The sequence below is a fragment of the Thalassospira australica genome (assembly GCF_044790785.1).
GTDB classification, from domain to species: Bacteria; Pseudomonadota; Alphaproteobacteria; order Rhodospirillales; family Thalassospiraceae; genus Thalassospira; species Thalassospira australica_A.
Genome location: NZ_CP085258.1, coordinates 617,355 through 643,753, shown reverse-complemented (window position 1 = coordinate 643,753; position 26,399 = coordinate 617,355). Strand labels below are relative to the sequence as shown.

At 55.0% G+C, this 26,399-nt stretch carries 21 protein-coding genes and 1 tRNA gene; 8 read left to right on the top strand and 14 right to left on the bottom strand.

Translation table 11 applies throughout. From position 1 onward, the window contains the following. Positions 1-64: 64 nt before the first annotated feature. On the bottom strand, positions 65-391 hold the full coding sequence (locus LG297_RS03005) for an HPF/RaiA family ribosome-associated protein (protein ID WP_062949429.1): 327 nt from the start codon (positions 389-391) through the stop codon (positions 65-67). 276 nt (positions 392-667) lie between these two features. Between LG297_RS03005 and htpG the strand changes: the two genes are divergently transcribed. From htpG to LG297_RS02990, 3 genes are all read left to right on the top strand, one after another. Next, entirely contained in the window at positions 668-2,551 is a 1,884-nt protein-coding gene (gene htpG / locus LG297_RS03000; protein ID WP_404424993.1) for a molecular chaperone HtpG, read from the top strand. Between the two features lie 158 nt (positions 2,552-2,709). Then, the gene (locus LG297_RS02995; RefSeq protein ID WP_404424991.1) at positions 2,710-4,035 is read left to right on the top strand and encodes a deoxyguanosinetriphosphate triphosphohydrolase; all 1,326 of its coding nucleotides are present in this window, start codon (positions 2,710-2,712) and stop codon (positions 4,033-4,035) included. Positions 4,036-4,079: 44 nt separating this feature from the next. Beyond that, entirely contained in the window at positions 4,080-4,310 is a 231-nt protein-coding gene (locus LG297_RS02990; RefSeq protein ID WP_404424989.1) for a hypothetical protein, read from the top strand. Between the two features lie 89 nt (positions 4,311-4,399). Here LG297_RS02990 and LG297_RS02985 read toward each other — a convergent pair whose 3' ends face one another. From LG297_RS02985 to LG297_RS02955, 7 genes are all read right to left on the bottom strand, one after another. Next, on the bottom strand, positions 4,400-4,597 hold the full coding sequence (locus tag LG297_RS02985; protein WP_404424987.1) for a YqaE/Pmp3 family membrane protein: 198 nt from the start codon (positions 4,595-4,597) through the stop codon (positions 4,400-4,402). 26 nt (positions 4,598-4,623) lie between these two features. Further along, a complete protein-coding gene (locus LG297_RS02980; RefSeq protein ID WP_404424985.1) occupies positions 4,624-5,478 on the bottom strand; it encodes an OmpA family protein in 855 nt (284 codons plus the stop codon). A gap of 480 nt (positions 5,479-5,958) precedes the next feature. Continuing rightward, positions 5,959-6,789, bottom strand: coding sequence for a hypothetical protein (locus LG297_RS02975; RefSeq protein WP_404424983.1), 831 nt, complete (start codon positions 6,787-6,789; stop codon positions 5,959-5,961). Positions 6,790-6,921: 132 nt separating this feature from the next. Further along, positions 6,922-7,719 (bottom strand): exodeoxyribonuclease III, encoded by a 798-nt coding sequence (gene xth / locus LG297_RS02970; RefSeq protein WP_404424981.1) that lies wholly within the window; start codon positions 7,717-7,719, stop codon positions 6,922-6,924. 70 nt (positions 7,720-7,789) lie between these two features. Then, a complete protein-coding gene (locus LG297_RS02965; protein WP_404424979.1) occupies positions 7,790-8,476 on the bottom strand; it encodes a fumarylacetoacetate hydrolase family protein in 687 nt (228 codons plus the stop codon). Positions 8,477-8,597: 121 nt separating this feature from the next. After that, positions 8,598-11,321: a cation-transporting P-type ATPase gene (locus LG297_RS02960; protein WP_404424977.1), complete on the bottom strand. Its 2,724-nt coding sequence runs from the start codon at positions 11,319-11,321 to the stop codon at positions 8,598-8,600. Positions 11,322-11,470: 149 nt separating this feature from the next. Further along, positions 11,471-12,457 carry a 2-hydroxyacid dehydrogenase gene (locus tag LG297_RS02955; RefSeq protein ID WP_404424975.1) on the bottom strand — a complete coding sequence of 329 codons (987 nt, stop codon included), beginning with the start codon at positions 12,455-12,457 and terminating at the stop codon, positions 11,471-11,473. Positions 12,458-12,659: 202 nt separating this feature from the next. Here LG297_RS02955 and LG297_RS02950 point away from each other — a divergent pair, with 202 nt between their 5' ends. Further along, positions 12,660-13,172, top strand: a complete 513-nt coding sequence (locus tag LG297_RS02950; protein WP_404424973.1) for an SH3 domain-containing protein — start codon at positions 12,660-12,662, stop codon at positions 13,170-13,172. Between the two features lie 23 nt (positions 13,173-13,195). Here the strand turns inward: LG297_RS02950 and LG297_RS02945 are convergent, their stop codons facing one another. Together LG297_RS02945 and LG297_RS02940 are read right to left on the bottom strand one after the other, a co-directional pair. Continuing rightward, positions 13,196-14,296 carry a flagellin gene (locus LG297_RS02945; protein WP_404424971.1) on the bottom strand — a complete coding sequence of 367 codons (1,101 nt, stop codon included), beginning with the start codon at positions 14,294-14,296 and terminating at the stop codon, positions 13,196-13,198. Between the two features lie 172 nt (positions 14,297-14,468). Beyond that, positions 14,469-15,863: a class I SAM-dependent RNA methyltransferase gene (locus LG297_RS02940; protein ID WP_404424969.1), complete on the bottom strand. Its 1,395-nt coding sequence runs from the start codon at positions 15,861-15,863 to the stop codon at positions 14,469-14,471. Positions 15,864-16,220: 357 nt separating this feature from the next. Here LG297_RS02940 and LG297_RS02935 point away from each other — a divergent pair, with 357 nt between their 5' ends. After that, positions 16,221-18,842 (top strand): EAL domain-containing protein, encoded by a 2,622-nt coding sequence (locus LG297_RS02935; protein ID WP_404424967.1) that lies wholly within the window; start codon positions 16,221-16,223, stop codon positions 18,840-18,842. Positions 18,843-18,921: 79 nt separating this feature from the next. Here LG297_RS02935 and mgtE read toward each other — a convergent pair whose 3' ends face one another. The 3 genes from mgtE to LG297_RS02920 form a co-directional block, all read right to left on the bottom strand. Further along, positions 18,922-20,328: a magnesium transporter gene (mgtE, locus tag LG297_RS02930; RefSeq protein WP_404424965.1), complete on the bottom strand. Its 1,407-nt coding sequence runs from the start codon at positions 20,326-20,328 to the stop codon at positions 18,922-18,924. Between the two features lie 143 nt (positions 20,329-20,471). Beyond that, positions 20,472-22,763 (bottom strand): NADP-dependent malic enzyme, encoded by a 2,292-nt coding sequence (locus tag LG297_RS02925; RefSeq protein ID WP_404424963.1) that lies wholly within the window; start codon positions 22,761-22,763, stop codon positions 20,472-20,474. A 308-nt stretch (positions 22,764-23,071) separates the two neighbouring features. Continuing rightward, a tRNA-Leu gene (locus tag LG297_RS02920) sits at positions 23,072-23,158 on the bottom strand. Between the two features lie 117 nt (positions 23,159-23,275). On the opposite strand from LG297_RS02920, the gene lipB reads away from it, so the two are divergent. The 3 genes from lipB to LG297_RS02905 all read left to right on the top strand — a co-directional run bounded on the left by lipB (position 23,276) and on the right by LG297_RS02905 (position 25,741). After that, complete coding sequence (lipB, locus tag LG297_RS02915) at positions 23,276-23,941, top strand: lipoyl(octanoyl) transferase LipB (protein ID WP_404424961.1); 666 nt, start codon at positions 23,276-23,278, stop codon at positions 23,939-23,941. Next, positions 23,934-24,950, top strand: coding sequence for a diguanylate cyclase (locus tag LG297_RS02910; RefSeq protein ID WP_404424959.1), 1,017 nt, complete (start codon positions 23,934-23,936; stop codon positions 24,948-24,950). The genes lipB and LG297_RS02910 overlap by 8 nt, the downstream gene beginning before the upstream one ends. A 251-nt stretch (positions 24,951-25,201) precedes the next feature. Continuing rightward, on the top strand, positions 25,202-25,741 hold the full coding sequence (locus LG297_RS02905) for a hypothetical protein (protein WP_404424957.1): 540 nt from the start codon (positions 25,202-25,204) through the stop codon (positions 25,739-25,741). Positions 25,742-26,024: 283 nt separating this feature from the next. On the opposite strand, the gene LG297_RS02900 is transcribed toward LG297_RS02905, so the two are convergent. After that, positions 26,025-26,369 carry a DUF4169 family protein gene (locus tag LG297_RS02900; protein WP_404424955.1) on the bottom strand — a complete coding sequence of 115 codons (345 nt, stop codon included), beginning with the start codon at positions 26,367-26,369 and terminating at the stop codon, positions 26,025-26,027. Positions 26,370-26,399 lie beyond the last annotated feature (30 nt).

The following is a 26,399-nucleotide window of genomic DNA, read 5'->3' as shown; positions in this document are numbered from 1 at the left end:
CATGAACGGGACGGTCAACTGACCGCCCCGTCATTTCAATTACTCGCTGTTGTTAACAGGAACCCTAGTGGGCGCGCATCCGGTCGACATATTCCTTAAGTTGACGGCGCGCGGCCTGATAGCTGTTTTTGAGCGCGATATAGACATCCTCATGGGCATGATCGGCACTGTCGCGCTTAACCATAATCTCCTTACCCGGCACATTAATTCCGAAATGAACCGCATAGCGGTTTCCCTGTGCGTGGGATGCATGGGGTCTTTCCACGATGACATGACAACTTGTCATGCGGTCGAAGGTTTCTTCCAGTTTTTGCACCTTGAAGCGGATCCGCTCGTCCAGCGCATCTGATTGATCAACATCACGGTAGGTGATTTGAACGGGAACCTTCATATTGCGGCCTCCTGTTATAGAGCCTGAGACATTCACAAGGCATTGCACCTTGCAATTATCCGAAACGTTTGCCGTTTCGGGGCAGGACAGGACCCAAGACAACTTCCGCAAGCCTCGCGCCCTGTAATGAAACCGTCTTTTTATATACTTAGGATACAGGGCTTGCGCTGCAAGATGCGTTGACGCATATCAAGCACTGCCTGACGGTTGCCAAATCGGGACCCAACAGCGCAAATTGCACATAGTGGATTGAAATTACAGGAGAACACAGAGGTCATGACGGAAGAAAAAATGCGGTTCGAGGCTGAAGTCAGCCGCCTGCTCGATATCGTTGTCCATTCGCTTTATTCGAACAAGGACATCTTCCTGCGCGAGCTCATTTCCAATGCGTCGGACGCCTGCGACAAGCTGCGCTACGAGGCGATTGCCAGGCCGGAACTGCTCGCAGGGGATTCGGAATTCAAGGTTCGTCTTCTGACCGATAACGTCCGTAATGTTCTGACGATTGCCGATAACGGGATCGGAATGAACAAGACCGACCTGATCGAAAACCTTGGCACGATTGCCAATTCGGGCACCGCGAAATTCGTCGAGGCCCTGTCGAAATCCGACAAGGCCAAGGATGTTGACCTGATCGGTCAGTTTGGCGTCGGTTTCTATTCCGCCTTCATGGTTGCGGGCCAGGTCGAAGTCGTCACGAAAAAGGCCGGTGAAGATCAGGCGTGGAAATGGTCATCGGACGGCAAGGGCGAATACACCATCGCCGAAGCCGAAATGGAAGGCCACGGCACCCAGATCACCCTGCATCTGACCGACGATTTCAAGGAATTCACCGAAGAACATCGTCTGCGTCATATCGTCAAAACCTATTCCGACCATATCGGCATCCCGGTTGTCCTGATGAAGGCGGACGGCAATGACGAAACGCTGAACGAGGCATCGGCACTCTGGACCCGTCCGAAATCCGACATTACCGACGAGCAGTACAAGGAATTCTACAAACACAATTCGCACGCCTTCGACGATCCGTGGAAAACGATCCACTATCAGGCCGAAGGTGCGATTGAATATACCGGCCTTCTGTTCCTGCCGACCATGCGCCCGTTCGATCTTTATGATCCGGCCCGCAAAGGCCATCTGAAACTTTACGTTCGCAAGGTCTTCATCACCGAGGGTGCGGATGACCTTCTGCCGCCTTGGTTGCGCTTTGTATCCGGTGTTGTCGACAGCCAGGATCTGCCGCTGAATATTTCGCGCGAAATGCTGCAACACAATCCGGTCCTGACCAAAATCAAAAACGGCCTGACCAAGAAACTGCTGTCCGAACTTGAAACCGCATCGAAAAAAGACTCTGAGGGTTTCGAAACCTTCTGGGAAAACTTCGGCTCTGTCGTCAAGGAAGGCCTGTACGAGGACTACACCAACCGCGACCGTATCCTGAAACTGGCACGCTTCCGTTCCACCCATTCCGATGGCTGGACAACGCTTGCCGACTATGTCGCGCGCATGAAGGATGGCCAGAAGGCGATCTATTACATCAGCGGCGAAGACGTCGATGCGCTTAAACGCAGCCCGCAGCTTGAAGGCTTTGCCGCCAAGGGGATCGAAGTCCTGCTGCTGACCGATCCGGTGGATGAATTCTGGTTGCCATCTGTTGGCCAGTTTGAAGAAAAAGACTTCAAATCGGTTACCCGTGGCGGGGCTGACCTGGCCGACGTCAAATCGGACGACAAGGACGATGCCAAGGATGATAAGAAAGACGATGCCGCGTCCGATGCATCGCTTGATGCCCTGATCGCATCAATCAAGATAGCACTTGGCACCAACATCAAGGATGTTCGTGAATCAGATCGCCTGACCAGTTCGGCCTGCTGCCTGATTGCCGATGAAACCGGCATGGATTTGCGGATGGAACGCCTGATGAAGCAGCATAACCGTGTTGATGAAATCAGCCCGCGCATCCTTGAAATCAACCCGAAACACAGCCTGATCAAAAAGCTTTCGGACATTGCCATCAAGGACGCCAAGACCCCGATCCTTCATGACGCCGCCCTGCTGTTGCTTGATCAGGCCCGCATCCTTGAAGGCGAAGCCCTGCCCGATCCGGTCAGCTTTGCCCGCCGTCTTGATCTGGTGATGGAAAAGGGTCTGGGCAGCTAACCCAACCCTGTTCTATGGAAAACCAAAGCGGCGCGTCGTCATTCGATGCGCCGTTTTCTTTTGCAGATTCTGCAAATTTAAAACGGTTCTTTACCAAACACCGGCATATAACCACCACATTAAGCAAACAGACTTTGGCATACGGGAAATTCGGACCGATGATGAACTGGCAAAAATTGCTGTCACCAGCACGTCTGGGCACACGACATTCAAGTGTCGGTGCCTTTGGCCGATCCGATTTCCACAAGGATTACGACCGGATCATTTTCTCGTCGGCATTCCGGCGCCTGCAACGCAAGACGCAGGTGCATCCCTTGCCCGAAAATGACAATGTGCATACCCGCCTGACCCACAGCCTCGAAGTATCCTGTGTTGCGCGGTCCCTGGGGCTTATGGTCGGCCATCAGTTGGCGGAAAAAGGACATCTGCCCGACGGGATTGAAGCCGATCACATGGCCGCCATCGTCCAGGCCGCCGCCCTTGCCCACGACATCGGCAACCCGCCATTTGGCCATGCCGGGGAATATGCCGTGCGTCAGTGGTTTCTGGATGCCGATCCCAAATATCTTGCCCCGTTGTCAGAAGCCGAACGCGCCGATCTGACCACCTTTGAAGGCAATGCGCAGGGGTTCAGGTTACTGACCCATAAACGAAGCGGCCTTTATGACGGTGGCATGCGCCTGACCTATGCGACGCTGGCAAGTTTTGTAAAATATCCATGGTCGGCGATTGGAAGTCCCTATCCGGAGAAAATGAAATTCGGCGCGTTTCAGCGCGAAATGGATTTGCTGACCGAGGTCGCCGATGCCACAGGACTGATCCGCACCGGTCCGCAATCGTTTTGCCGCCATCCGCTGGTTTACCTGGTCGAGGCAGCCGATGATGTCTGTTACGCCCTGATTGACATAGAAGACGGGATCGAACTGGAACTAGTTGATTTCAGCGTCTTTGAAAACCTGTTATTGCCCTGCATCCCCGATGATATTCCCGCCGAATATCATCGTGAAACCAACATCCGGCGCAAGATGACCTTCTTGCGCGGCAAGATCATCACCGGGCTGCTCGATGCCCTGACCGATGCCTTTATCACGCGCGAGGAGCCGTTCCTCAAGGGCGAGGTTACGGGTGATCTTCTGTCCTGTGCCGATGGTCCGTTCAACGAAATGATCGCCACCGCCAAACAGTTTTCCGAAAAGCAGATCATCCTGAACCGGCGCAAGGTACAGATCGAGGTCGGGGCCTTTGCCTGCCTTGAAACGCTGCTTGATACCTTCTGCAAGTCCGCACTTGAAATCCATCAGGCCAGGGATGACGCAGAGCTTTCCTATCGTACCGGACGGGTTCGCGAACTGATCGGCAATGATTCAATGCCGGTCGGCGCACCGCTTTACAACCTGTATCTGACGATCCTTGATTACATCTCGGGCATGACCGATGACTTTGCCGCCCGGCTGGCGCGCGATATCGGCGGCGGGCAGCATTGATACCGCTCCGGTTTCAAAGACTGGCAGTGCAGGAATAAGTAACGATGTGGTTACTTGCCCCGTTTATCGGTCGCTATCGCAGGCGCGTGGCCTTTCTGGCGGGGGCCGGTGTTGCTGCTGTCATTTATGGGCTGGTTGAACAAAGCACGCGCCCCGAAGTTCAGGCATGGTACTGGCCTGGCCTTGCCGGATTTGCTGCCTTTATTGTCACGCGCTTTATCGTATCGCGCGTGATTGGCCGGTTTGTCGGTGGCGTCCGACGCCACATGCATTAACAAAAAAGACAGGCCCAAAGACCTGTCTTTCAGATACGGTGCGGCATTACCGCCAATACAATCAGTATGCGTGAACATATTGCAGGGAATTAATCCTGCCCACCGCCCATGGCATTGCTGATTTTTTTGTCGGTGTTGTACTGGCTCAGCGCATAGACAGCCCAGATTGCTGCCGGAACCCAACCCAGAAGGGTGATCTGCAAGATCAGGCAGATGATACCTGCAATTGGCCGCCCGATGGTAAAGAACAACAACCACGGCAGCAGAAGCGCGATAAGTAACCGCATATATTCATCCTCTTTGTTGTGTCGGCTTACATGCCGTCTTCAAATTCGACTGTAACAACCCTGTTGCCTTTTTCCGCGACACCATCGGCGGTCGGAACCGGTACGTTGGCCTCGCCACTGATGCTGATGGCAAGCCGGCTCGGGCTGACGCCATGATCACGCAATGCCTTGACCACCGCATCGACGCGCGATTTGGCAAGGATGTCATTATACATCGCATCCCCCGCCCGGTCAGCATAGGCTGTAAGGCTGATCATTTTCGGGTCGTATTTTTCATATGCCTCGACAATCCCGTCGATAACCGGCATCGCCTTGTCTCCAAGAACGGCACTGTCAAAGGCAAAATAGATTTTCATCGGTTCGGGCATCATCGGCGCGGTCGCAGTCGCGGCCATCGGCTTTTTATCGAATTCCGCCTGAACAAGGGCAAGCGCCTGATAGAATGACGCACGGCAATTATCAATGTCTTCCTTCTGGATGTTTTCTTCAAGTTCCTGCATCCAGCAATCGAAACCGGCCTGGGCCCGCGCGGCGGCTTCTGGTGCCTTGTCACGTCCCCCCGCGTCAAAAGCCGCCATCAAATCAGCCCGTGCAACACTGATCTCGGACAGACCTTCCTGGGGCAGATTGCGATCTGCCAATGGCTGCGGACCGGTATCCTGTCCCATCGCCGCCATTTTCGCGCGGTTGGTGAAGTAACGTGCATCACCCCAATCCGCTTCGTCATATTCGGCCTGCGCCAGATCGGAATATGCCTGATGAAGGGTTGCATCGAATGCCGATCCGGTATCGGCCATTCCGCGAACGCCCGGAATGTCCATATTCGCGCAGGCACCAAGAAATGCCGCAGCGGAAACAGCGAAAAGCAGTTTAGCTCTCATTGGTCTTCACTCCTTGTCTGGATGACGACAATAATGATCCCAGTCCCAATCGTTTTATTCTAAGAGCGCTTTACCAACCGGTTGATCCGGCTTGATGGCAAATGCCCCGTGATCGGATGCAATGCATCGATCCTTGTTTGGCGGTGTAAATCCTTGTCGATGACCAGATCGGAAAAATGACCCGACCCCGAAAATAAACGTGTTCGGTTCGTAGTACCGAATAAGGTTCCCCAAGACGACACCGGCCTTTGCTGAAATGTTTCCACACCCCAAAATATATGGAAACCAAATTCATGAAAAAAAGCAGGGGGATAGAGAAAATCGCACATCAGTAATATGCGGACTATCCTTATGCCGCGCGGCTGGGCCGAGAATTCGTCCTTAAACAGAAAACGGAAGGAGTGACAACCACCCCTTCCGCCAAGACATTGATTATAAGGATATTATTGAAATATCCCGTAATTCCGGTTCCGAGTCCCGTTATTCGGACGAACCGCCAAACAGTCCCTTGACCGCATCACCGACGGCACCTGTGCCGTCCTTGACCACACCGCCAGTCCCGGTGGCAGCACCACCAATCAGTCCGGTGACACCTTTGCCAAGGTCACCAACCCCTTGCAAAAGCCCATCGACATTCAGGCTGGAAACCGATTTGAACACCGCCGTGTTAAGGGCCGTGATGATTTCCTCGGCAACTTGCGCCGGGGTCGCCCCGCCTTCTTCCTTGCCAATGTCCTTAAGGTGGATTTCCGGAAGCCCCGATGACAGCTTTTTGCCCTTCAGCATCGCAGCCGATACGCTGACATTGCCATTGCGAACATAAACATTGTCGATCACGACCTTGGCGCCCGAACCGTCATCGGCGGCGGTATCTGCCTTGTCGCCATCTGCACCGGTCGGGCCGGAGACACGCTGGACAAAGCTTTCAACATTGCGCTGAATGGTCGCGATGTTTGACGAACCCTGCCCCAATTCGTAGGTCACACTTGGTTCATCCACGATCACCTCGATAATACGGATCGTATCGCTGGTAAGCGTCGAACCATCCAGTCGAACCGAAATATTGCCTAGCGAAAAGGCATAGTCGGTTTCAAAACCATCCGGGTTCCCGACAACCAGCCCGCCAATCGATGCCGTGTTCTGCGTGGTTTCAATCTTGACGTTATCCACCGTCACATCGGCCAGCGTCACACGCGTGCCTGCCTCTTCGATGGTTGCTTTGACGATATTGTCTAGATTGACATAGACATACACCAGTCCGGCAACGACCAGCAAAATGATGGCTGCCAACGCGATAAGGATCTTTTTCATTGCCCGTATCCTGTTTTTGTTTCATCGGGATAAAATTGCTTAAAGAACTGGGGACGTTCGTTTCCGGATTCAATCAGAAGCTTCACCCCGGCACGTCCCGTGATCAAGACATTTTAGACGAAAAAACGGTATTCAGATATTGAACTCGACAACCACCGGTGCATGATCGGATGGTTTTTCCCAGTCACGCGCAAGGTCATAGACCGATGCGGTGCGGACCGATCCGGCCATATTCGGCGTCATCCAGACATGATCCAGACGACGCCCCTTGTTGCTGGCCCGCCAGTCGCGTGAACGATAGCTCCACCAGCTAAACAGCTTTTCCGGCTCTTCGACGATTTCACGCACCGAGTCCACGAAATCACCGGATTTACGGAATGCTTCGAGCTTCTCGACCTCGATCGGGGTGTGGCTGACAACTTTCAAAAGCTGTTTGTGCGACCAGACGTCGTTTTCCGACGGGGCAATATTGAAATCCCCGACCAGAATGGCCTTGCGGTCCGGATTGGCAACCCGGCGTTCCGCCCACCATGCAGTCATTTCATCAAGGAAAGAAAGCTTGTGAGCGAACTTTTCATTGATCGTCACATCCGGCTCATCACCCCCGGCCGGAATATAGAAATTGTGCAGTTCAACCCCGTTTTCAAACGTCACCATGCAATGACGGCGATCTTCCTTGCCGCAGAAATGCCTGATGTCGGTTTCTGCAAACGGCAACCGCGACAGGATCGCGACACCGTTATAGCTTTTCATGCCGTGGTTATGGCGATGGACGTAACCGGCGGCTTCAAATGCTTCATGGGGGAAATGCTCGTCCGGGCATTTCAGTTCCTGAAGGCAAAGCACATCGGGTTGTTGTTCTTCCAAAAACTTCACGACCTGTTCGATGCGCAATCGAACGGAATTGATATTCCAACTGACGATTTTCAAAACGGACTCCGTTTCCTGATGGGGTGATTGGGCCCTGACCCTTTAATCCCTGTATCCGACTGGATTGGTTCTATTTCAACGTAACCGACAGTTCGGCAACATCGGCAATCACCACATCCATGCGGTCACCGCGCACCACCTGACCGACACCTTCGGGCGTCCCGGTAAACAAAAGATCACCTGCCTTAAGCTCGATCAGGGTCGACAGATGCACCAATGCGTCAACCATCGGCCAGATCATCTTGGCGGTCGTATCATCCTGTTTGACCGTGCCATTGACCGACAATTTCAGATTGGTTGCCTGCGGATTGCCTGCGTCTGCCTTGGGGCGGATTACCGAAATCGCGGCACAATCATCAAAGGACTTTGCCATATCCCACGGCAAACGGCGGTCCTTGAGGCCTGCCTGCACATCACGGCGTGTCATATCAAGTCCCGCAGCATATCCGAAAATGGCGGCTTCAACCGCTGCACGATCAAGATGCTTGCCGCCCGCACCAAGGGCAACAACCAGCTCGCCCTCGTAATGCAGGTCTTCGGTCCCCGACGGATAGGCAAGATCACCGTTTCCGACTTTGAGGCAATCCGTCGGCTTCATGAAGATACAGGGCGGGGTGTCGGCCGGATCGGAACCCATTTCGCGCACATGGTCGGCATAGTTTTTGCCGATGCAGAAAATACGATTGACCGGGAAAAGCTGATCCGAATTCTGAACGGGAACAGTAACCGGCGCGGCTGCGGGAAAGACAAAATTCATGGTGGCCCCCTGAAGGAAATATTGCCCTTACTGATACCCAAGCCACCGCAAAATTGAAATGGCCGATCCGCAAAACCCGTCTTTCCCCTGTCAGTAATTGTCAGGAGAGACCAGATACCGGTTAACCGATCCAGTGGCGACGCAGTATTTTTTCTATCTCCAGCACCAAAAATAACCCAATACCTGTCGCGATAATCGCAATCCCGTACTGAATGCTGACCGGACGACTGTCAAACAAACTTTGAACCGGGGGCAAATAGGTAAAGCTGAGCTGCAATACCAACACAACAGTGATGGCAATCAGCACCGGCTTCGTCCCCATCGCTCCGACGACAGTCAGTGACGACCCGGCAAGATAGCGGACGCTGAACAGATAAAAAACCTCCATCGCAACCAGCACATTAACCGCAAGAGTACGGGCGGTTTCGACATCTTCACCAAGATACAGCGCCATTTCAAAGGCACCGAAAATCCCGGCCATGAACAGACAGGATACAAATAAAATCCGCCATAAAAGGAAGCCCGACAGGATCGGTTGTGCACGATCTCGGGGCGGACGGTTCATGATGCTTTCCTCGGCCTGTTCAAATGCAAGGGCCAAGGCAAGCCCGATTGAACTGACCATATTGATCCACAGAATCTGAAGCGGCGTAATCGGAAGGGACAGGCCCATCAGAATGGCAAACAGAACACCCAGCGATTCACCGCCATTGACCGGCAACAGAAAGACAATTGCCTTCTTGAGATTGTCGTAAACCGTTCGCCCCTCGCGCACAGCATTGACTATGGAGGCAAAATTATCATCGCCAAGAACCATTTCAGCGGCTTCCTTTGCCGCTTCGGTTCCCGAAATACCCATCGCAATCCCAACATCGGAACGCTTCAGAGCAGGGGCATCATTCACGCCATCGCCCGTCATTGCCACGACATGCCCGTGTGCCTGCAAGGCAGTGACAAGGCGCAATTTGTTCTCCGGGCTGGTCCGGGCGAAAATGTCGGTTGTCCTGACACATTCATGCAATTCTGCATCGCTCATGGCATCAAGCTGCGGCCCGGTCAAAACCGCTCCCGCGTTTTCGAGGCCAAGCTGTGCACCAATCGCACATGCCGTACCACTATGATCGCCGGTAATCATCTTGACCCGTATGCCCGCCGCATGACAATCGGCTACCGCTGCAATCGCCTCGGGCCGGGGGGGATCAATCATGCCGACCAGGCCAACGATCACCATGCCGCCGGTCACATCGTCGAATTCCAGTTCCGTTGTCCCCTTCGGCATCGGTTTGAATGCAATCCCGAGAACACGCTGCCCCTGTTCAGCTAATCGATCAAGTGCTGCAAGCCATTTTTCATCGTCAATGGCGATTTCACCACCATCTGCGGCGCGCTCATGGGTCGACATGGCAATGATCTTTTCCGGTGCTCCCTTGATGAACACCATGTCATGGCCCTGATGATCGTGATGCAGGGTCGCCATGAATTTATGCTGTGAGTCGAATGGCACGATATCGGTTCGGGGAAAAAGTCCCTGCTCGTGCGTGCGGTCGAGCCCGGCCTTGAGGGCCAGAACCTGTAAAGCGCCCTCCATCGGATCACCTGCAATTTGCCATGTCCCGTCGGTCTGATACAGACGCGCCTCGTTACACAGGGCGGCAATCCGTGAAAGTTCGATCAGGCCGGGAATATCGTCAACCGGGCGGTCACCTCCATCGATAGAAAATCCGCCATGTGGCGCATATCCGATCCCGTCGACTTTTACATGCAGGCCCGCCAGCCAGATCGATTGTACTGTCATTTCATTGCGCGTCAGCGTCCCGGTTTTATCCGAACAAATCACCGATACCGCACCCAGCGTTTCCACAGCGGGCAGACGGCGGATAATCGCGTTACGCCCGGCCATGCGCTGCACGCCAATCGCCATTGCCACCGTCAGGATCGCAGGCAGTCCTTCGGGGATGGCTGCTACCGCCAGACTGACGACCGCGATAAAGGTTTCCTGCACAACCAGCCCTTGCCCCCAGACGCCGATCGCAAACACAATCGTCGCCAGCAACAGGATCACGACTGTCAGAGTTCTGGCAAATTGCGACATCTGCCGCAAAAGAGGGGTCGAAAGATCGACCACCTCGTGCAGGAGGGCATTGATCTTGCCGATTTCGGTATTCCGCCCGGTTCCAACAACAACGCCCCGCCCTTGCCCGGTTGAAACCATTGTGCCGCCGAACGCCATCGAAACCCGGTCGCCAAGCGCGGCATCAGCGGTAACCGGATCGGGCGATTTAGACACCGCCACAGATTCGCCTGTCAGGGTGGATTCCAGAATTCGAAGCGATTTGACAGCCGTCAAACGGATATCGGCAGGCACACGATCCCCCGGTTCCAGCAGCACAACATCACCTGGCACAAGGTCCTCGGCCGGGATTGACTGGCGATGACCATCCCTTAAAACCGCCGCATGCGGCGAGAGAATCTGCCGGATCGCACGAAGCGTTTCTTCCGCCTTGCCTTCCTGCACAAAACCGATAATTGCATTCAGCGCACACACAGCAAGGATTACGGATGTGTCAACCCAGTGCCCCATCACCCCGGTAACTCCAGCCGCAACCAGCAACACATAGATCAGAAGATTGTGAAACTGCATGGCAAAACGCATCATAGCCGAACGCGGACGCGGGGCAGGCAAGCTGTTTGGACCATATTCCATCCGTCGCGCTGCGGCTTCGGCCCGGGACAACCCCGCATTGCGGCTACCCAGTGTGGCGTGTATCACCTCCACAGGCATCGCATGCCATATCTGCTGTCTGTCTGACGAACCGGTGTGGGTGGTGCCAACACGTTTTGTCATGGTGCCATTCCGCGCTTTGTGAAATATTCACCCAAAGGTAGAATGCTGCACCCGCTCACACCTTGCGGCAAATCAAACCAGTTTGGAAAAACTCAAAAAGCCCGCCACAGGGTGCGACGGGCTTCAGATTTTCCGATTTTGAATGCCGGTTACAGCAAGCCCTCAATCACCCGATCAGGCGGCGTGTGGCCATCGACAAAGGTCTTGATATTGATCAGCACCTTTTCGCCCATATCGACACGTCCCTCAATGGTCGCCGACCCCATATGCGGCAGCAAAACAGCGTTTTGCAATTCAAGCAATTTCGGGTTCACCGCCGGCTCATGTTCAAACACGTCAAGCCCCGCCCCGGCGATCTCGCGATCAGTCAGCATCCGGGTCAATGCCGGTTCATCGACAATCTCGCCACGGGCCGTGTTGACCAGAATGGCGTGCGGCTGCATCAGTTTAAGGCGACGGGCCGACAGCAAATGATAGGTTGCCGGTGTATGCGGGCAGTTGACCGACACAACATCAACATGGGCCAGCATCTGATCCAGGCTTTCCCACCAGGTCGCATCCAGTTCTTCCTCGATATCGGGATGAACGCGGCGGCGGTTATGATAATGCACCGAAAGACCAAAACCCTTTGCGCGCCGGGCCAAGGCACGGCCAATACGCCCCATGCCGACAATGCCAAGCCGCTTGCCCCAGATGCGATGTCCCAGCATCGATGTCGGTGCCCAGCCCGTCCATTCGCCGCTGCGAATCAGACGTTCGCCTTCGGCCACACGGCGCGATACCGCAAGGATCAACGCCATTGTCATATCGGCAGTGTCCTCGGTCAGGACATCGGGGGTGTTGGTCACGGTAATGCCGCGTGACCGTGCGGTTTGCAGATCGACATGGTCAACACCCGTCCCGAAATTGGCGATCAGGCGCAAATTCGGCCCCGCATGGGCAAGAACAGCAGAATCGATCCGGTCGGTGACCGTCGGGACAAGAACATCTGCCTGTTTGACCGCCTCGATCAATTCGGCCTTGGACATCGGGACATCGTCGATGTTCAGGCGTGCATCAAACAGTTCCATCATGCGGGTTTCAATCGCTTCCGGCAGTTTGCGGGTCACGATGACGAGGGGTTTTTTCTTGGTCATCTGCCGTTCCTATGCGGTCTTTTAACTCTTTTGCTGACAAGATGGGTTTCTTGCGCCAAATGCGCACTTGCCGCAATGCAGTGATGCCACGGCATCGGGTATTAAAGCAAGAATTTTGACGTCATTTTTGTAATTTTATTTCTTAAAGACAACAGCCTGCCGGGCTCCGGCAGCATAAGAAAGAGCAGGGAAAACCGTCACAATGCCGCGGATGATCCGTAAATTCCTTCGTCGCTTTTTCGCCTTGGTGATCCTTGGCAGTTTTGGTGCGCCGATTGTCGCCAGCGCACAGGAATCCGGCCTGCCGATTCCGCGCTTTGTTGCGTTGCGATCAGACAAGGTGCATCTGCGTTCCGGTCCCGGGCTGCGTTACCCAAAGGTCTGGATCTATCAACGCCGCAACATGCCGATGGAAGTCATTTCGGAATTTGATACCTGGCGCAAGGTGCGGGACTGGGAAGGCAGCGAAGGATGGGTACATCAAAGCCTTTTGCTGGGATCACGTCATGTGATTGTTACCGCCGACACCATCACGCTTTATTCCGCCGCCGATGAAAATGCCCGCAAAATTGCCCTGATTTCCAGTTCGGTGATTGGCAAGATCGAAACCTGTCCAAGGGCAGTTGACTGGTGCCAGTTGCAGTTTGGCGATTTCGAGGGATGGGCCCCGCGACAGGGTTACTGGGGTGTCTATGACGGGGAATATATAGAATAGGTAAGACATACCGGAACAGGATGTCAGGCCTCTATCGACACGTTCGACCCGCTACCCGATCTACCGGATGCTCCGCCACCTGACACTCCCCCGCCAATCCCGGTACCGCCACCATTGCTGTCATAACCGCCAAAGCCGATGGATGGTGTGGGGTTTTCAGCCGGTGTGCGATCATTCAGGGCAAAATATTGCGTTTCGTTTCTACCGAACGCGTCCGCATTCGGATCATCATTCGGATCATAGGCAAACGGATCATCGCGTTCGATAACCGGTTCAGGCCGCGGTTCTGGCAATGGTTCTGGCAATGGTTCTGGCAGGCTGATGCCGCCAAGCGTCACCGTCTGATCCTGCAAGCGGGCCGATATTTCGCCAAGATAACCCTGAAAAGCCTCGATAATCCCGGCACGAGCCTGATCGGCACTACCGGCTTCACTGGCGGCAAGTTGCGCCTGAAGGATATTGTCGCTGGCGATCTGTGAAACACGACTGCGGTCCGCTGCACCGGCAATGCTGCCACGGTCCGCCTGTAATGATATTTCCCGGTTTGAAAGTGCTTCCTGTGCGGCATCGACAAGGTCGCGCGCGCTGGAAACCGCGGCATCATCGGAAATGTCGATGGATGACAGGCCCGTCGCCAGATCGTCACTGCCCGATGCATAAAGTTCGACATTCAAACGATCATTTGATGTCGTACCCGACCCGATCTGCAATTCAAGGGTCTGATCGCTATCGAGCAGATTCCGCCCGTCATAATTGCTGCTGGCAGCGATATCGTCGATCTGTTCGAGATAATCCTGAATTTGCGACGAAATAAATGCGCGTTCGGTCCGCGACAACGATGAATTGTTTTCAACGCTGGTGACAAGCGTATCGATTTCATCAAGTGTAGAACCGATCCGCGAAAGATCGTCCGCCGCTGTTTTCAGAAGATCGTCGGCATGGCCAAGCGATCCGCGCAGGTTCTGCGAAGCAGAACCACTGTTGCGAAGGGCATCATTGCTGCGGCTGGAATTCTGCGCATTGCTGCTTTGGATCGTATCGACGGACGCAAGCAAACGTTGCTGCGGCGCAATGGCGCGCGCAGTATTTGTATAGACCGGATAGGGACTACCAACTGCCTGCAATGTCGTTTCCGCACAAACAAGCCGGTTATGCAGCTACATGCCACGTCCCGGTCCGAACCAAACTGGTTCAGATCCGGGCAGCCCATCCTGGAAGTCCGGCGGAAAAACCAGACAGAAGTATAATTTATTTGAAGTTAAATATTAAGACAAATCAGGCAACCGGTGCGTTTGGCTATAATGCTGCGTTCTGACGTTGCAAAACCGCAAATATTTCCAGATGGGCCGACCACAAAAACTGATCAACCGGCAACACCTGTTTCAACTCATAACCGCCATTCCGCAACACTCTGATATCACGCGAAAAAGTCGCCGGATTGCAGGACACCGCAATCACCCATTCCGGCCCGTCAATCGCAAGGTTTTCACACTGTGCCAACGCCCCCGCCCGTGGCGGATCAAACAGCACCAGATCAAGCCCCGAAAGATCGGATTTATCCAGCGGTCGCCGAAACAGGTCTCGTTCGACAACCTTGATCGGACTTGACGATTGTCCCACCGCATACTGAAGGCTGCGCACCGCACGCGGATCACTTTCGACCGCCATCACGTTGCGACGGTCCCCGCCCAAAGCAAGCGCAAAGGTAAAACTGCCAATCCCGCAAAACAGGTCCGCCACATGACGGGCCGGAATACGTTGCAAGGCCACCTTGATCGCATTGGTCAGGGATGCCTCACCATTGCGGGTCGCCTGCAGGAATCCCCCCGGTGGTAAGGGCACGTCGATGCCTTCGAACGCAACGGTTGGGGTACGGCGCGCCGCCACCGGTTCATCATTCGCGTCACCGACCTTCCAGCTTAGCCTTGCCAGATCAAGATTTTGGGCAAATTCGGCCAGATCCTGCCGCATATCGAGCCCCGGTTCGACACCTGCATGTATCACCACATCAAGGCCGTTATCAGCACGGGTCACAAACACTTCCTTGACGGTCTTTGCGGCATCCGGTTCACATTTGCCAAGAAAGGCCGCAAAGGCATCACGAAACGCCATCAGGTCCGGATGCAGAACGGCACAGTCGGTAATGTCGATGACCGTATGGCTGAACCGGCCATGGAAGCCGACATGCACACCGGTTGCCCCCACATGAACGGCAAAGCCGGCCCGGCGACGGCTTGCCGGGGGGGAAATTTCAACCGCCCCCACCAGTTCTTCCGCTTCGTCTGGATCAATTCCGGCACGCTGGACAGCCGTCAGCGCCTTCTGGCGCTTCCAGTTCCGATAGGCATCGTCGTCCAGATGCTGAAGCGCACACCCGCCGCAGCTCTCATAATGGCTGCAACGTGGCGCACTGGCCGGGACACTGCGCGCAATCAGTTCGATCAGCTCCGCGCCATACCCGTCACCGCGTTTCTGACGCAGGGCCACGCGAACCTCGTCACCGGGCAGGACACAATCGACATAAGCGATGATGCTGGCGCCACCGGGGCCTGTAACGCTGGAAATCCCGTCGCCGCGCGATCCGATCTCGCGAATTGTCGTGGTCGCCTCAAGCCCGATCAGCGGATCACGACGCGGCGCGGATTTACGACGTCCACCCCGGGCACGGGGATTGCGGCTGTGATGTTTCATGAACTCTCTCTTTGATCGGTCTTCTCGGCTGCCTTGCGGGATGGCGCATCGGCATCGACATACACCAGATATGCAACAACGAACAGACCCGCACAATGCATGGCTGCCTGACAGCCCGAAATCCGCCTTTCCCATCATCACAAGTGATCACCGGGTCAGTTGAATTTAGCCCTTATTCACTTTTGCACACGCTCAAACCCTTAAAATCGTGTAAGAATGCCCACATAAACAGCGTAGTGGATTAAATTCGGGGCCACAAAGCGCTGGCACGCTATTTTCGACAATTGCACGAACACTATCCCGGCAATGCAATCTGTCTCATAAGGCTGAGGCGCAGAATAAAGTCACGATTAACCAATGATCGTGAGACTTGGGGAAGACATGGAAGACGATAACCGGCAAACCGAAGAAACAGCAACCGAACGCAAAACCGGCATTCGCAAGCAGGCATTGCTCGCCAGCTTTGTGACCGGAACCTTTCTGGCACTGGCGACATTCCTGCTTTGGAACAATGCACTCCAGAACCGCGATACCATGTTGTTGTCTTCAGCACGCATCATGTCGGACAGTATCGCCCGTCAGGTAAAGCAGATCGTCGATAACAATCTTCATGTGCTCGAAACCTTTGCAGATAACTGGCAAGATGCCCCCCCTTCAGAGGAACGCGACTATCTTAGCCTTGCCACCCCGTTGCAGGCACGCTTCCCCGCTCTTCAGGCCGTAAACTGGGTCACACCGAATTACATCATCATGTATGTCGCCCCGATCAAGGGCAATGTCCCGGCGATGGGGGCTGACCTCAAACGTCATCCCCTGGCCGGTCCGGTGCTTGATATCGCGCTGGATCAACGCCGCACCCAGATCACCCCGACCCTTGAACTGCTGCAGGGTGGTCGCGGTTTTGCCGTTTATACCCCGGTGCTTAGCCGTGACGGCGAGATTATCGGCGTGATCAATGGTGTCATCCGTATCCGGACCATGCTGACATCGGTTATCGATGACGAAGGTATCATCGGCTATTCTGTTCGCGTCCGCGAGGGCGATACCGTCCTGTTCGACCTTCAGGGCGAGGGCGATGACCCGCGGCTCGAACAAACCACGGCGGTCGATATTGCCGGTCGTCAATGGCACATTGACGTTACTGCCGATCCAGACCTCGCGGATCAGGCGATGTTCAACCCGGAAATGGTTCTGTTCATCGGGGCTACCATTACCATCATCATGACGATTGTTGTTTTTGTTCTTGGCAACCGGCAACCGCGTTCGTCCGGGCGCATCATCCATCACATGCGCGCGCCTGACGATATCAGCGACCTGTCACTTGCCATCACACGGCTGGATGGTCACCTGAAATCCATGACGCCCGAAACTGCCGATTTCTTTGACCTGCGCGAAGAGGATTACGGTTTCATACGGTTCTATAATCTGGCACCCGAATTCCAGTCCGATGGCACCGCATCACGCCGGGCACAGGAAAAAATGCTGCTTGCGCTAAGCCGCGGTGACGAGGAAATCCGCCGTGAATGGGTCGTCCGAAGCGCTGAAGGCGTGCATGTTGTATGCGATCTGTCGATGCGGCCATCCGTCAATCATGATGATTGCGTCGATATTACCCTGCATCACAATCCGGCCGCCAATGCATCGGTCAATCGCCTGCGCTATCTGGCGACCCACGATCCGATGACCGGCCTGCCCAACCGGGCCCTGTTTGATGACCGCCTTAATCAGGCCGTCGCCCATGCCAAACGCTATGAAAAGCTTCTGGCGGTTCTGGTGGTGGATATCGATAATTTCCGCGCCATCAATGACCGCTTTGGCTCGGACATCGGTGATGAAACACTGCGCACCGTATCGGGCCGCCTGCGCGCAACCATTCGGGAAAAAGACAGCTGTGCGCGTTTTTCGGGCGACATGTTTGCCGTGATCGCGACCGACCTGTCCGAGGCAGAAGGTGCGGCCCTTGTCGCTGAACGGATTGTCGAGGCCATGTCGCAACCGATCCAGGCTGGTGGCAATGACGAAATCCGCCTGCATGTTAGTGTCGGGGTTGCCCTTTATCCCAACGATGCACGGGCACCATCGCAATTGCTGGCCAATGCCGATGCCGCAATGTATCGCGCACAGAAATCTGCAGAATCGTCCTATTGCTTCTTTGTCGAGACGATGAACAGCGTCATGCATGCGCGCCTTTCGATGGAAACGCAGTTGCGCCGTGCGGTTGATGAAAAACGCTTTATGCTGGAATTCCAGCCGCGCTATCGCACATCAGACCGAACCATTACCGGCTTCGAAGCCCTGCTGCGCTGGATTGATGAAAGCGGCAAACGACGCCTGCCGCCTGACTTCATCGCGGTTGCCGATCGTACCGGTCTTTTGTCACCGCTGGGTCGCTGGATCATTGAAACCGTCTGCACCCAGATCGCCCAATGGCGTGAAGAGGGCTATGTACCGGTCCCCGTCGCGCTGAACGTATCAAGCCGCCAGTTCATTCAGGCCGATCTGCTTAAAAGCATTGTCGAACTGACCAAGGCACATGAAATCGATCCCGCCATGATCGAAATCGAAGTGTCCGAGGAAATCGCCATGCGCGACCCCGAACGCGCACTTGGCCAGTTCTATCGCTTCGCCGAGGCAGGCATTGGTCTGACACTGGATCACTTTGCTGCGGCCAATACGTCGCTTCGTTACCTGAAACGCTTCCCGGTTCAGCGCATCAAACTGTCCAAGGCATTATTCAATATTGCCCTTGATGAACAACCTGAAAACAGCATCCTGCAACCGGCCATTCGCCTGTGCAAAAGCCTGAACCGCAAGGTGGTCGCCGTTGGGGTCGAGACAGAAGATCAATTGGCCGTCCTGCAATCGGCAGACTGCGATGAATTGCAGGGCTTCCTGTTATCCCCGCCTGTCGATGCAATTGAAACCGCCGCATTGCTTACCCGACAGAACCCGTCGGACAAGACACAACCCCGAAGCTGATCGTTCGCTTTTATCCGGGATCGCAATCAAAAAAGCCGGGCCTCGTCGCCCGGCTTTTGCCTGTTTGGTAAAAAGAGCCTTACAGCAGGAAGGTTGCCGCCAGTCCAAGGAAGGCAAAGAACCCGACAACATCGGTAATCGTCGTCAGAAACACCGATGAAGACACCGCCGGGTCGATCCCGGCCCGTTCCAGTCCCAGCGGGATCAGCGCACCAAACAGTCCGGCAAACAAAAGATTGATCACCATCGCCGCCCCGATCACCGCCCCAAGCAATCCGTCATTAAACCAGAACCAGGTTACCGCACCGGTCAGAATGGCAAAGGCAATGCCGTTAAGGCCACATACCGCCACTTCCTTGCGGATAACACGCCAGGCGTTGGTGCTGGTCAATTCACGTGTGGCAATCGCACGCACGGCAACGGTCAGGGTCTGGGTGCCGGCATTACCCCCCATCGAGGCCACAATCGGCATCAGAACCGCCAGCGCAACAAGCTGCTGGATGGTCGCTTCAAACACGCCAATGACCATCGATGCCGCAATCGCGGTAAAAAGATTGACCAGCAACCAGGTAAAGCGGGATCGGGTGGTATCAAAAATCGCACTTGAAAGGTCGTCCTCCTCGCCGACACCGGCAAGGCGCATCATGTCTTCTTCGTATTCTTCATCGATAACGTCAACCACGTCATCGACCGTGATCACACCGACCAGTCGCCCGGTATCATCAACAACCGGTGCGGAAATAAGGTCGCGTTGACGGAACAGATGGGCGACGTTTTCCTGTTCCTCGGTCACGACAACCGTGCGCATGTTTTCGGTATCCATCACATCGCGTATAAGTACCGGACGATTGGTACGGATGGCCCGTGAAAGCGGCACGATGCCCACCGGGCTGTATCGTGGATCAACCACGATAATATCATAAAAATCATCCGGCAGATTTTTCGCAGACCGCAGGAAATCGATGGTCTGCCCGACCGACCAGTAATCCGGGATCGCCACCAGCTCGCGCTGCATGATACGACCGGCGGTATATTCCGGATAGGATAGTGCTTCTTCAACACGCGCGCGTTCGATATCCGAAAGCGCGCCCAGAAGTTCTTTCTGGTCTTCTTCTTCCAGATATTCGACAACCTCGACCACGTCATCCGAATCGAGTTCGGAAATCGCTTCGGCCACCGCCTCGGTACCAAGCAGCGAAATGACCTCTTCGCGCAACTCGTCATCAAGTTCGGTCAAAAGTTCCGGATCGAAATCCGGACGGATCAGGTCAACAAGTTTTGCGCGCTGGCTGCTGCTCGCCCACCCCAGAAGGTCGGCGATATCGGCAAAGTGAAGTTCGGAAATCAGTTCTTCGGCGCGCGATACATCATCTTCGCCCAGTGCATCGAGAATCTCGCGCGCATATTCAGGAGTAAGATCGACATAGTCGTCACCAGACGACGTATTTTCTGCCGGACGTTCCAGTTCTTCGACCTGATCCGTCATCTGTCCCTCCCCTGATTGTGTTGCGCGCTAAGTCCGTTCCTGCACTTCAATTAAAAATGCCGTGTCGGACCATGTTGCCCGACACGGCTGTTTCTGCGCTATCGATCAGGCCCGGTCAAGGGCCGCGCGATAGCAATTTACGGTTAACTGTGTTCCTGACTGCGATTGATGGCATCAACCACGGCAATCGCACTCATATTAACGATCCCTCGTACGGTGATCGACGGGCTGACGACATGGGCCGGTTTGGCCGCACCGACCAGAATCGGGCCAACCGGCAAACCATCGCCCAGCATCTTGACCATGTTGTAGGAAATGTTCGCCGCATCAAGGGTCGGCATCACCAGCAGGTTTGCCGAACCTTTCAACATTGAATTCGGGAAAATGCGCGACCGGATTTCTTCGGAAATCGCGGCATCCGCATGCATTTCGCCCTCAACCTCAAGGTCAGGTGCCAATGTGCGGATCAGTTGCAACGCATCGCGCATCTTGCAGGCCGATTTGTTTTCATGGCTGCCGAAATTCGAATGCGAAATCAGGGCCGCCTTTGGCGTAATCCCGAAACGCTTGACCACATCGGCCGCCATAATCGCGGTTTCCGCCACATGCTCCGGCGTCGGATCAACCGACACATAGGTATCGGTCAGGAAGAATGTGCCCTGCTTCATGATCATCATATTGACGGTCGAGAAATCGGTCACGCCCTTCTGCACGCCGACAAGGTTCCGCACATAACGCAGATGACGCAGGAAACCGCCCTGGCAACCGCACAGCATCGCATCGACTTCGCCACGGCGCAGCATCAGGGCTGCAATAACGGTCGGGCGGGTCCGAACGATGGCACGGGCATATTCCGGGTTGATGCCGCGACGGCCCATGATGTTGTGGAAATCCTGCCAGTCCTGTTCGAAATGCGGATTGTCTTCGGGATCATGGATTTCAACCTGCTCGTCGGGGATCAGGCGCAAGCCAAGTTCGGCGATGCGTTCAAGAATGACATCACGACGACCGATCAGAACCGGATGGCACACACCATCATCAACCAGAACCTGGCAGGCCTGCAAAACACGGCGCGATTCGCCTTCGGGATAAACCACGCGCTTCTTGTGCGCACGTGCCATGTCAAAGACCGGCTTCATCACCAGACCGGACCGGAAGACAAAGCCCTCAAGCTGCTGACGATAGGCATCGAAATCCGTGATCGGGCGTTTGGCAACACCACTATCCATTGCGGCCTTTGCCACGCGCGGCGGGATTTCAAGCATCAGGCGCGGATCAAACGGCTTCGGAATAAGATATTCCGGCCCAAAACGAAGCTCCTGCCCGCCATAGGCGGCCGCGACAATGTCGGAAACCTCGGCGGTTGCCAGATCGGCAATCGCCTCGACCGCCGCAATCTTCATTTCCTCGTTAATCTCGGTCGCGCCGACGTCAAGCGCACCGCGGAACAGGAACGGGAAACAAAGAACGTTGTTAACCTGGTTCGGGTAATCCGTACGTCCGGTCGCCATAACGGCATCCGGGCGGATTTCCTTGACCAGTTCGGGCGAAACTTCCGGGGTCGGGTTTGCCAGCGCCATAATGATCGGGCGTTCGCCCATCTTGCGCAGTTCTTCCTCGCCCATGATGTTCGGCGCCGAAAGACCAAGGAACACATCCGCGCCCTCGATCACATCGCTCAGGGTACGTGCATTGGTATCGATGGCATATTCCGCTTTCCACGGATCCATCTCTTCCTTGCGTCCCTTGTAAACCACACCGAACCGGTCGGTTACGGTGATGTTTTCACGCGGCATGCCCATGGAAACCAGCAGGTTAAGGCACGCAAGTGCCGCAGCCCCGGCACCCGATGCAACAAGGCGCACCTTGCTGATATCCTTGCCAACAACCCGAAGCCCGTTGCGCACTGCTGCGGCAACGCAAATCGCGGTTCCGTGCTGGTCATCATGGAAAATCGGGATGTTGCAACGTTCGCGCAATGCCTTCTCGATAATGAAGCATTCCGGTGCCTTAATGTCTTCCAGGTTAACACCGCCAAATGTCGGCTCAAGGGCGGCAACAATATCGATGAATTTCTGAGGGTCGGTTTCGTTCACTTCAAGATCGAAGACATCAATATTGGCGAATTTCTTGAACAGAACCGCCTTGCCTTCCATCACCGGCTTGGATGCCAGCGGGCCAATCGGGCCAAGGCCCAGAACCGCCGTACCGTTGGAAATCACACCAACCAGATTGCCGCGCGCGGTATATTCGGCTGCGGTTTCAGGGTCTTTGACAATTTCCTCGCAGGCGAACGCAACACCCGGCGAATAGGCCAGCGCAAGGTCACGCTGGTTCGCAAGCGTCGTGGTTGCCGTAACGGACAGCTTCCCCGGGGTGGGATACCGGTGATAGTCCAAAGCTGCTTCGCGCAGCTTGTCATTTCTGTTTGCCATAAGAATACCTTTTAATTTCAGGTATTTGAGCCAAATTAACTGTAAATTGGTTAAATCCTGATTATTTTGTCTTTAAGTGGGGCGCACAGCGTAAAGTACTTTCAAGCCGGTTTGAAGCATTCAGTTCAAAGAAGTGCCCAAACACGGCAAGGGTCAGCATTGCATAATTTTCAACGCCACACCGCAACTTTCCACGTTCCCGACCCAATAGCGGTCCCGTTTCATATGGGGATCATCCGAAACGAAAAAACCCGCCATCACTGGCGGGTTCTTTTTCATGATCCTTCCCGAAGGAAAGATCCAGATAATGGTGCGGTCGAGAAGACTCGAACTTCCACGGGGGTTAGCCCACAGCGACCTCAACGCTGCGCGTCTACCAATTCCGCCACGACCGCATATGTCTTGTCTGCAAACCCATGAGGTAATTTTGCGGGCTTGCCTTGGTGCGGAAAGGGAGATAGCAAAAAGGTTACCCCTGATCAAGGGCTCATTTCACTTATTTGACAGGAAAAATGCAAACCATCGCCCCTACCGCGCAAATTCCCGACTGGCGCACCGCCTCCGGTTTGGTTTCCTACCCCGAAGCACTGGCCGAAATGGAAGCGCGCGCCGAAGCCATCCATGAAGGCAAAGCCACGGAACTGGTATGGTTTCTGGAACATCCGCCGCTATATACGGCCGGAACCAGCGCGCATGCAGAAGATCTCGTCGATCCGGACCGCTTCCCCGTCTATGACGCGGGACGCGGCGGACAATATACCTATCACGGTCCCGGACAGCGCACCGTTTACCTGATGCTGGACCTCAAAAGACGCGGTCGCGACGTCCGCGCCTATGTCCACAACCTTGAAGAATGGGTGATTCGCACGCTCGCACTGCTTGGCGTTGTCGGCGAACGCCGCGATGGAAGGGTCGGTATCTGGGTCGCGCGTAGCGGCGGTCGCGAAGATAAGATCGCCGCGATCGGTGTGCGCGTCCGGCGCTGGGTCACATTTCACGGCATTGCGATCAATGTGAACCCGGATTTGTCACATTTTGGCGGCATCGTCCCGTGTGGCATTTCCGATCACGGTGTCACCAGCCTTGCCGATCTTGGCGTCGATATTTCTATGGCGGAACTCGATAGGCTGTTAAAACAGACCTTTGTCGACGTATTCCCCGGATTCGCAGATGAGTGACAGCCAAAACAAGGTTGCCAAAAACAGCAAAACCAAACCGGGCAATTCCCGGAAGATGGGCGAAAGCATCGCCGAAGTCGGCATGGCCGATGCAGAACGTGATATTCTGGCGGAACTCGACAAGGCGTTAAGCGAACATATCTCGCTCCTGCTCGGATGGAGCCGCCGCCTGACCCTGCCTGCGGGCAAGGCCGCCGCCCCCTCCCCGCATGATCATGCCGAAGACCACGATTGCGACTTTGGCGCATGGTATGCGCTTAATCGCCATAACAGGCTGATAGACCAGCCTGCGATGCACGCGCTTGCCGCCACCCATGAACAGCTTCATGCCTCTGCCAGACGGCTTCTGGACGGCCACGAAATTGATGGCAGCGTCGACGAAGCCGAATTCGAAATGCTGTCGCTGCGTGCCGAATCCTTCTTTGCCCAGCTTCGCCGTCTTGAACGGGCCTTCCGCACGGCAAGATCGGATGTCGACCCCCTGACCGGCACCTATAACCGCCAGAATATGCTCGAAGACCTTGCGACGGAGCGCGAACGCGCCGTGCGTACCGATACGCCGACCGCGATTGCCCTGGTCGATCTGGATCACTTCAAATCGGTTAACGACACGCACGGCCATCAGATCGGCGACCTTGTCCTGCAATCAGTGGCAAGCATCCTGCAATCGCATGTCCGACCGTTTGACAAGGTGTACCGTTATGGCGGCGAAGAATTCCTGATCTGCCTGCCCAACGCGGATATGAAGCAATGTGCGCGCGTGCTTGAACGGTTGCGCCGCGTAATCGAAGCATCTCCGGTTACTCTCAACGACGGCACCATGTTACCTGTCACTGCCTCCATCGGGGCGGCCCCGATGACCAAAACCCGCACCATGGAACAAATCATCGAAAAGGCTGATCAGGCGCTTTACGCCGCCAAGGAAGGCGGGCGCAACAAGGTCCGCGTCTGGCGCAGCCCCGATGACGTTCGCACGGGCAAGCGCGACGGCGACACGTCAAAGGCCTGACGTCTGCCCGATAGGCATTCTCATCCCAAAGTCTAACGTCAAGGTTAAAGCTTCGATTCCAACGGGCTGGCAAAATCTGTTCTCAAATCCAAAAAATTTTACCCGTCTGCAATCTTGTCTTCACAAGATGGAAACATATCTGCAAACTATAATAATAAAAGGCAGTCGAAGCCCGGTAACGGGCTCGCGATGAGAGAGAAAAATGCTGCCTGTTGGGAGGGAATTCGGTTCGGACAGAATGGAGGCCCCTGATGTCCACTGCGACGGATTTCGTGCCTGGCGATCCCGCCTTGATGCTGACGGTACTACGCAGTGCCGATGGCAACCTTGACCATAGCGTTCTGCTGGAACGCATTTTATCCCTGTTTTGTACAGACGATGACGGCAACCAGGTCGTTGTCGAAGACACGCCCGATCTGCGGCGTCGTATCGCCAATGCCATTTCGCATCTGGAAATTGCCGGTCTGGTGCATAAAACATCCGATGAAAAACTGGCGATCACATCCCTTGGCCGGGCCATGATGATGGCCTATCCGATGGGCATTGATGATGGTGTATTGTGTTCGCTACCGGCATTTCGCAATCAGATTTATGATGCCAACGCCCCGGTGGTCCATGAACGTCATCTGCCTAATCCCGCCTATGGATCGGGCTTTTCGGCCGGACTTGGTTTCCATCGATTGACTGAAAACCCCTATCCATCGGATTGCCGCGACCATGAAGATTGGCAAATGGGCTGGGACGAAGCACTTGATCAAAGCAAACGGGAAGCAGAAACGCTTCTGAATTAGCCGGTCATCCCGGCGGCTTGACCTGACCGGTAATAAAAATCTGCGACCGGCACCATTTGGGGGAACCAGGGCGGTGCCGGAATTGACCACACCGGAATTAATCCGGTCGGCCCGGATGCCCGTCCGATGGCCACATATTGCCCGCCAGCTGTTCCCGGGTACGAATGCGTACCGGTCCAGCCAACAGCAGGGCAACCAGTATGCGTCACCCTATTTCCCGGATATGTATAGCGACACCAGATAGCAAGGCCATCAGGCGGCGGCTCTGGCGCAAGAACCGGGTTTAGTCGTTATCGGGTCTGGAATTCGGATTGGCGGCGCGGAAAAACGAAATCACGTTATCTTTATCCGACCGCGCCATATCGGTGTCATCCGGATTTTCATCGGCCCGGATCACGGCGGCTTCGGTTTCATCATCGATTTTATCGGATTCGGTATTTTCAGACGATGCTGAACCACCACGATAATGGCCGTCATGCTGCCTGTCGGCCTTGCGATCCTCGGCGTCTTTCTTCGTGCGTTCGCCACGTGTCCGGCCATGCAGGGCACGATTGGCATCGGCCTGCTTTTCCTTGGCTGTGCGCTTCTTCTGCTTGCGCGCCTGACGCAAATTGACAAGATCGCCCATCCGGACGTCCCCTTTCATCCCGGCATAAAA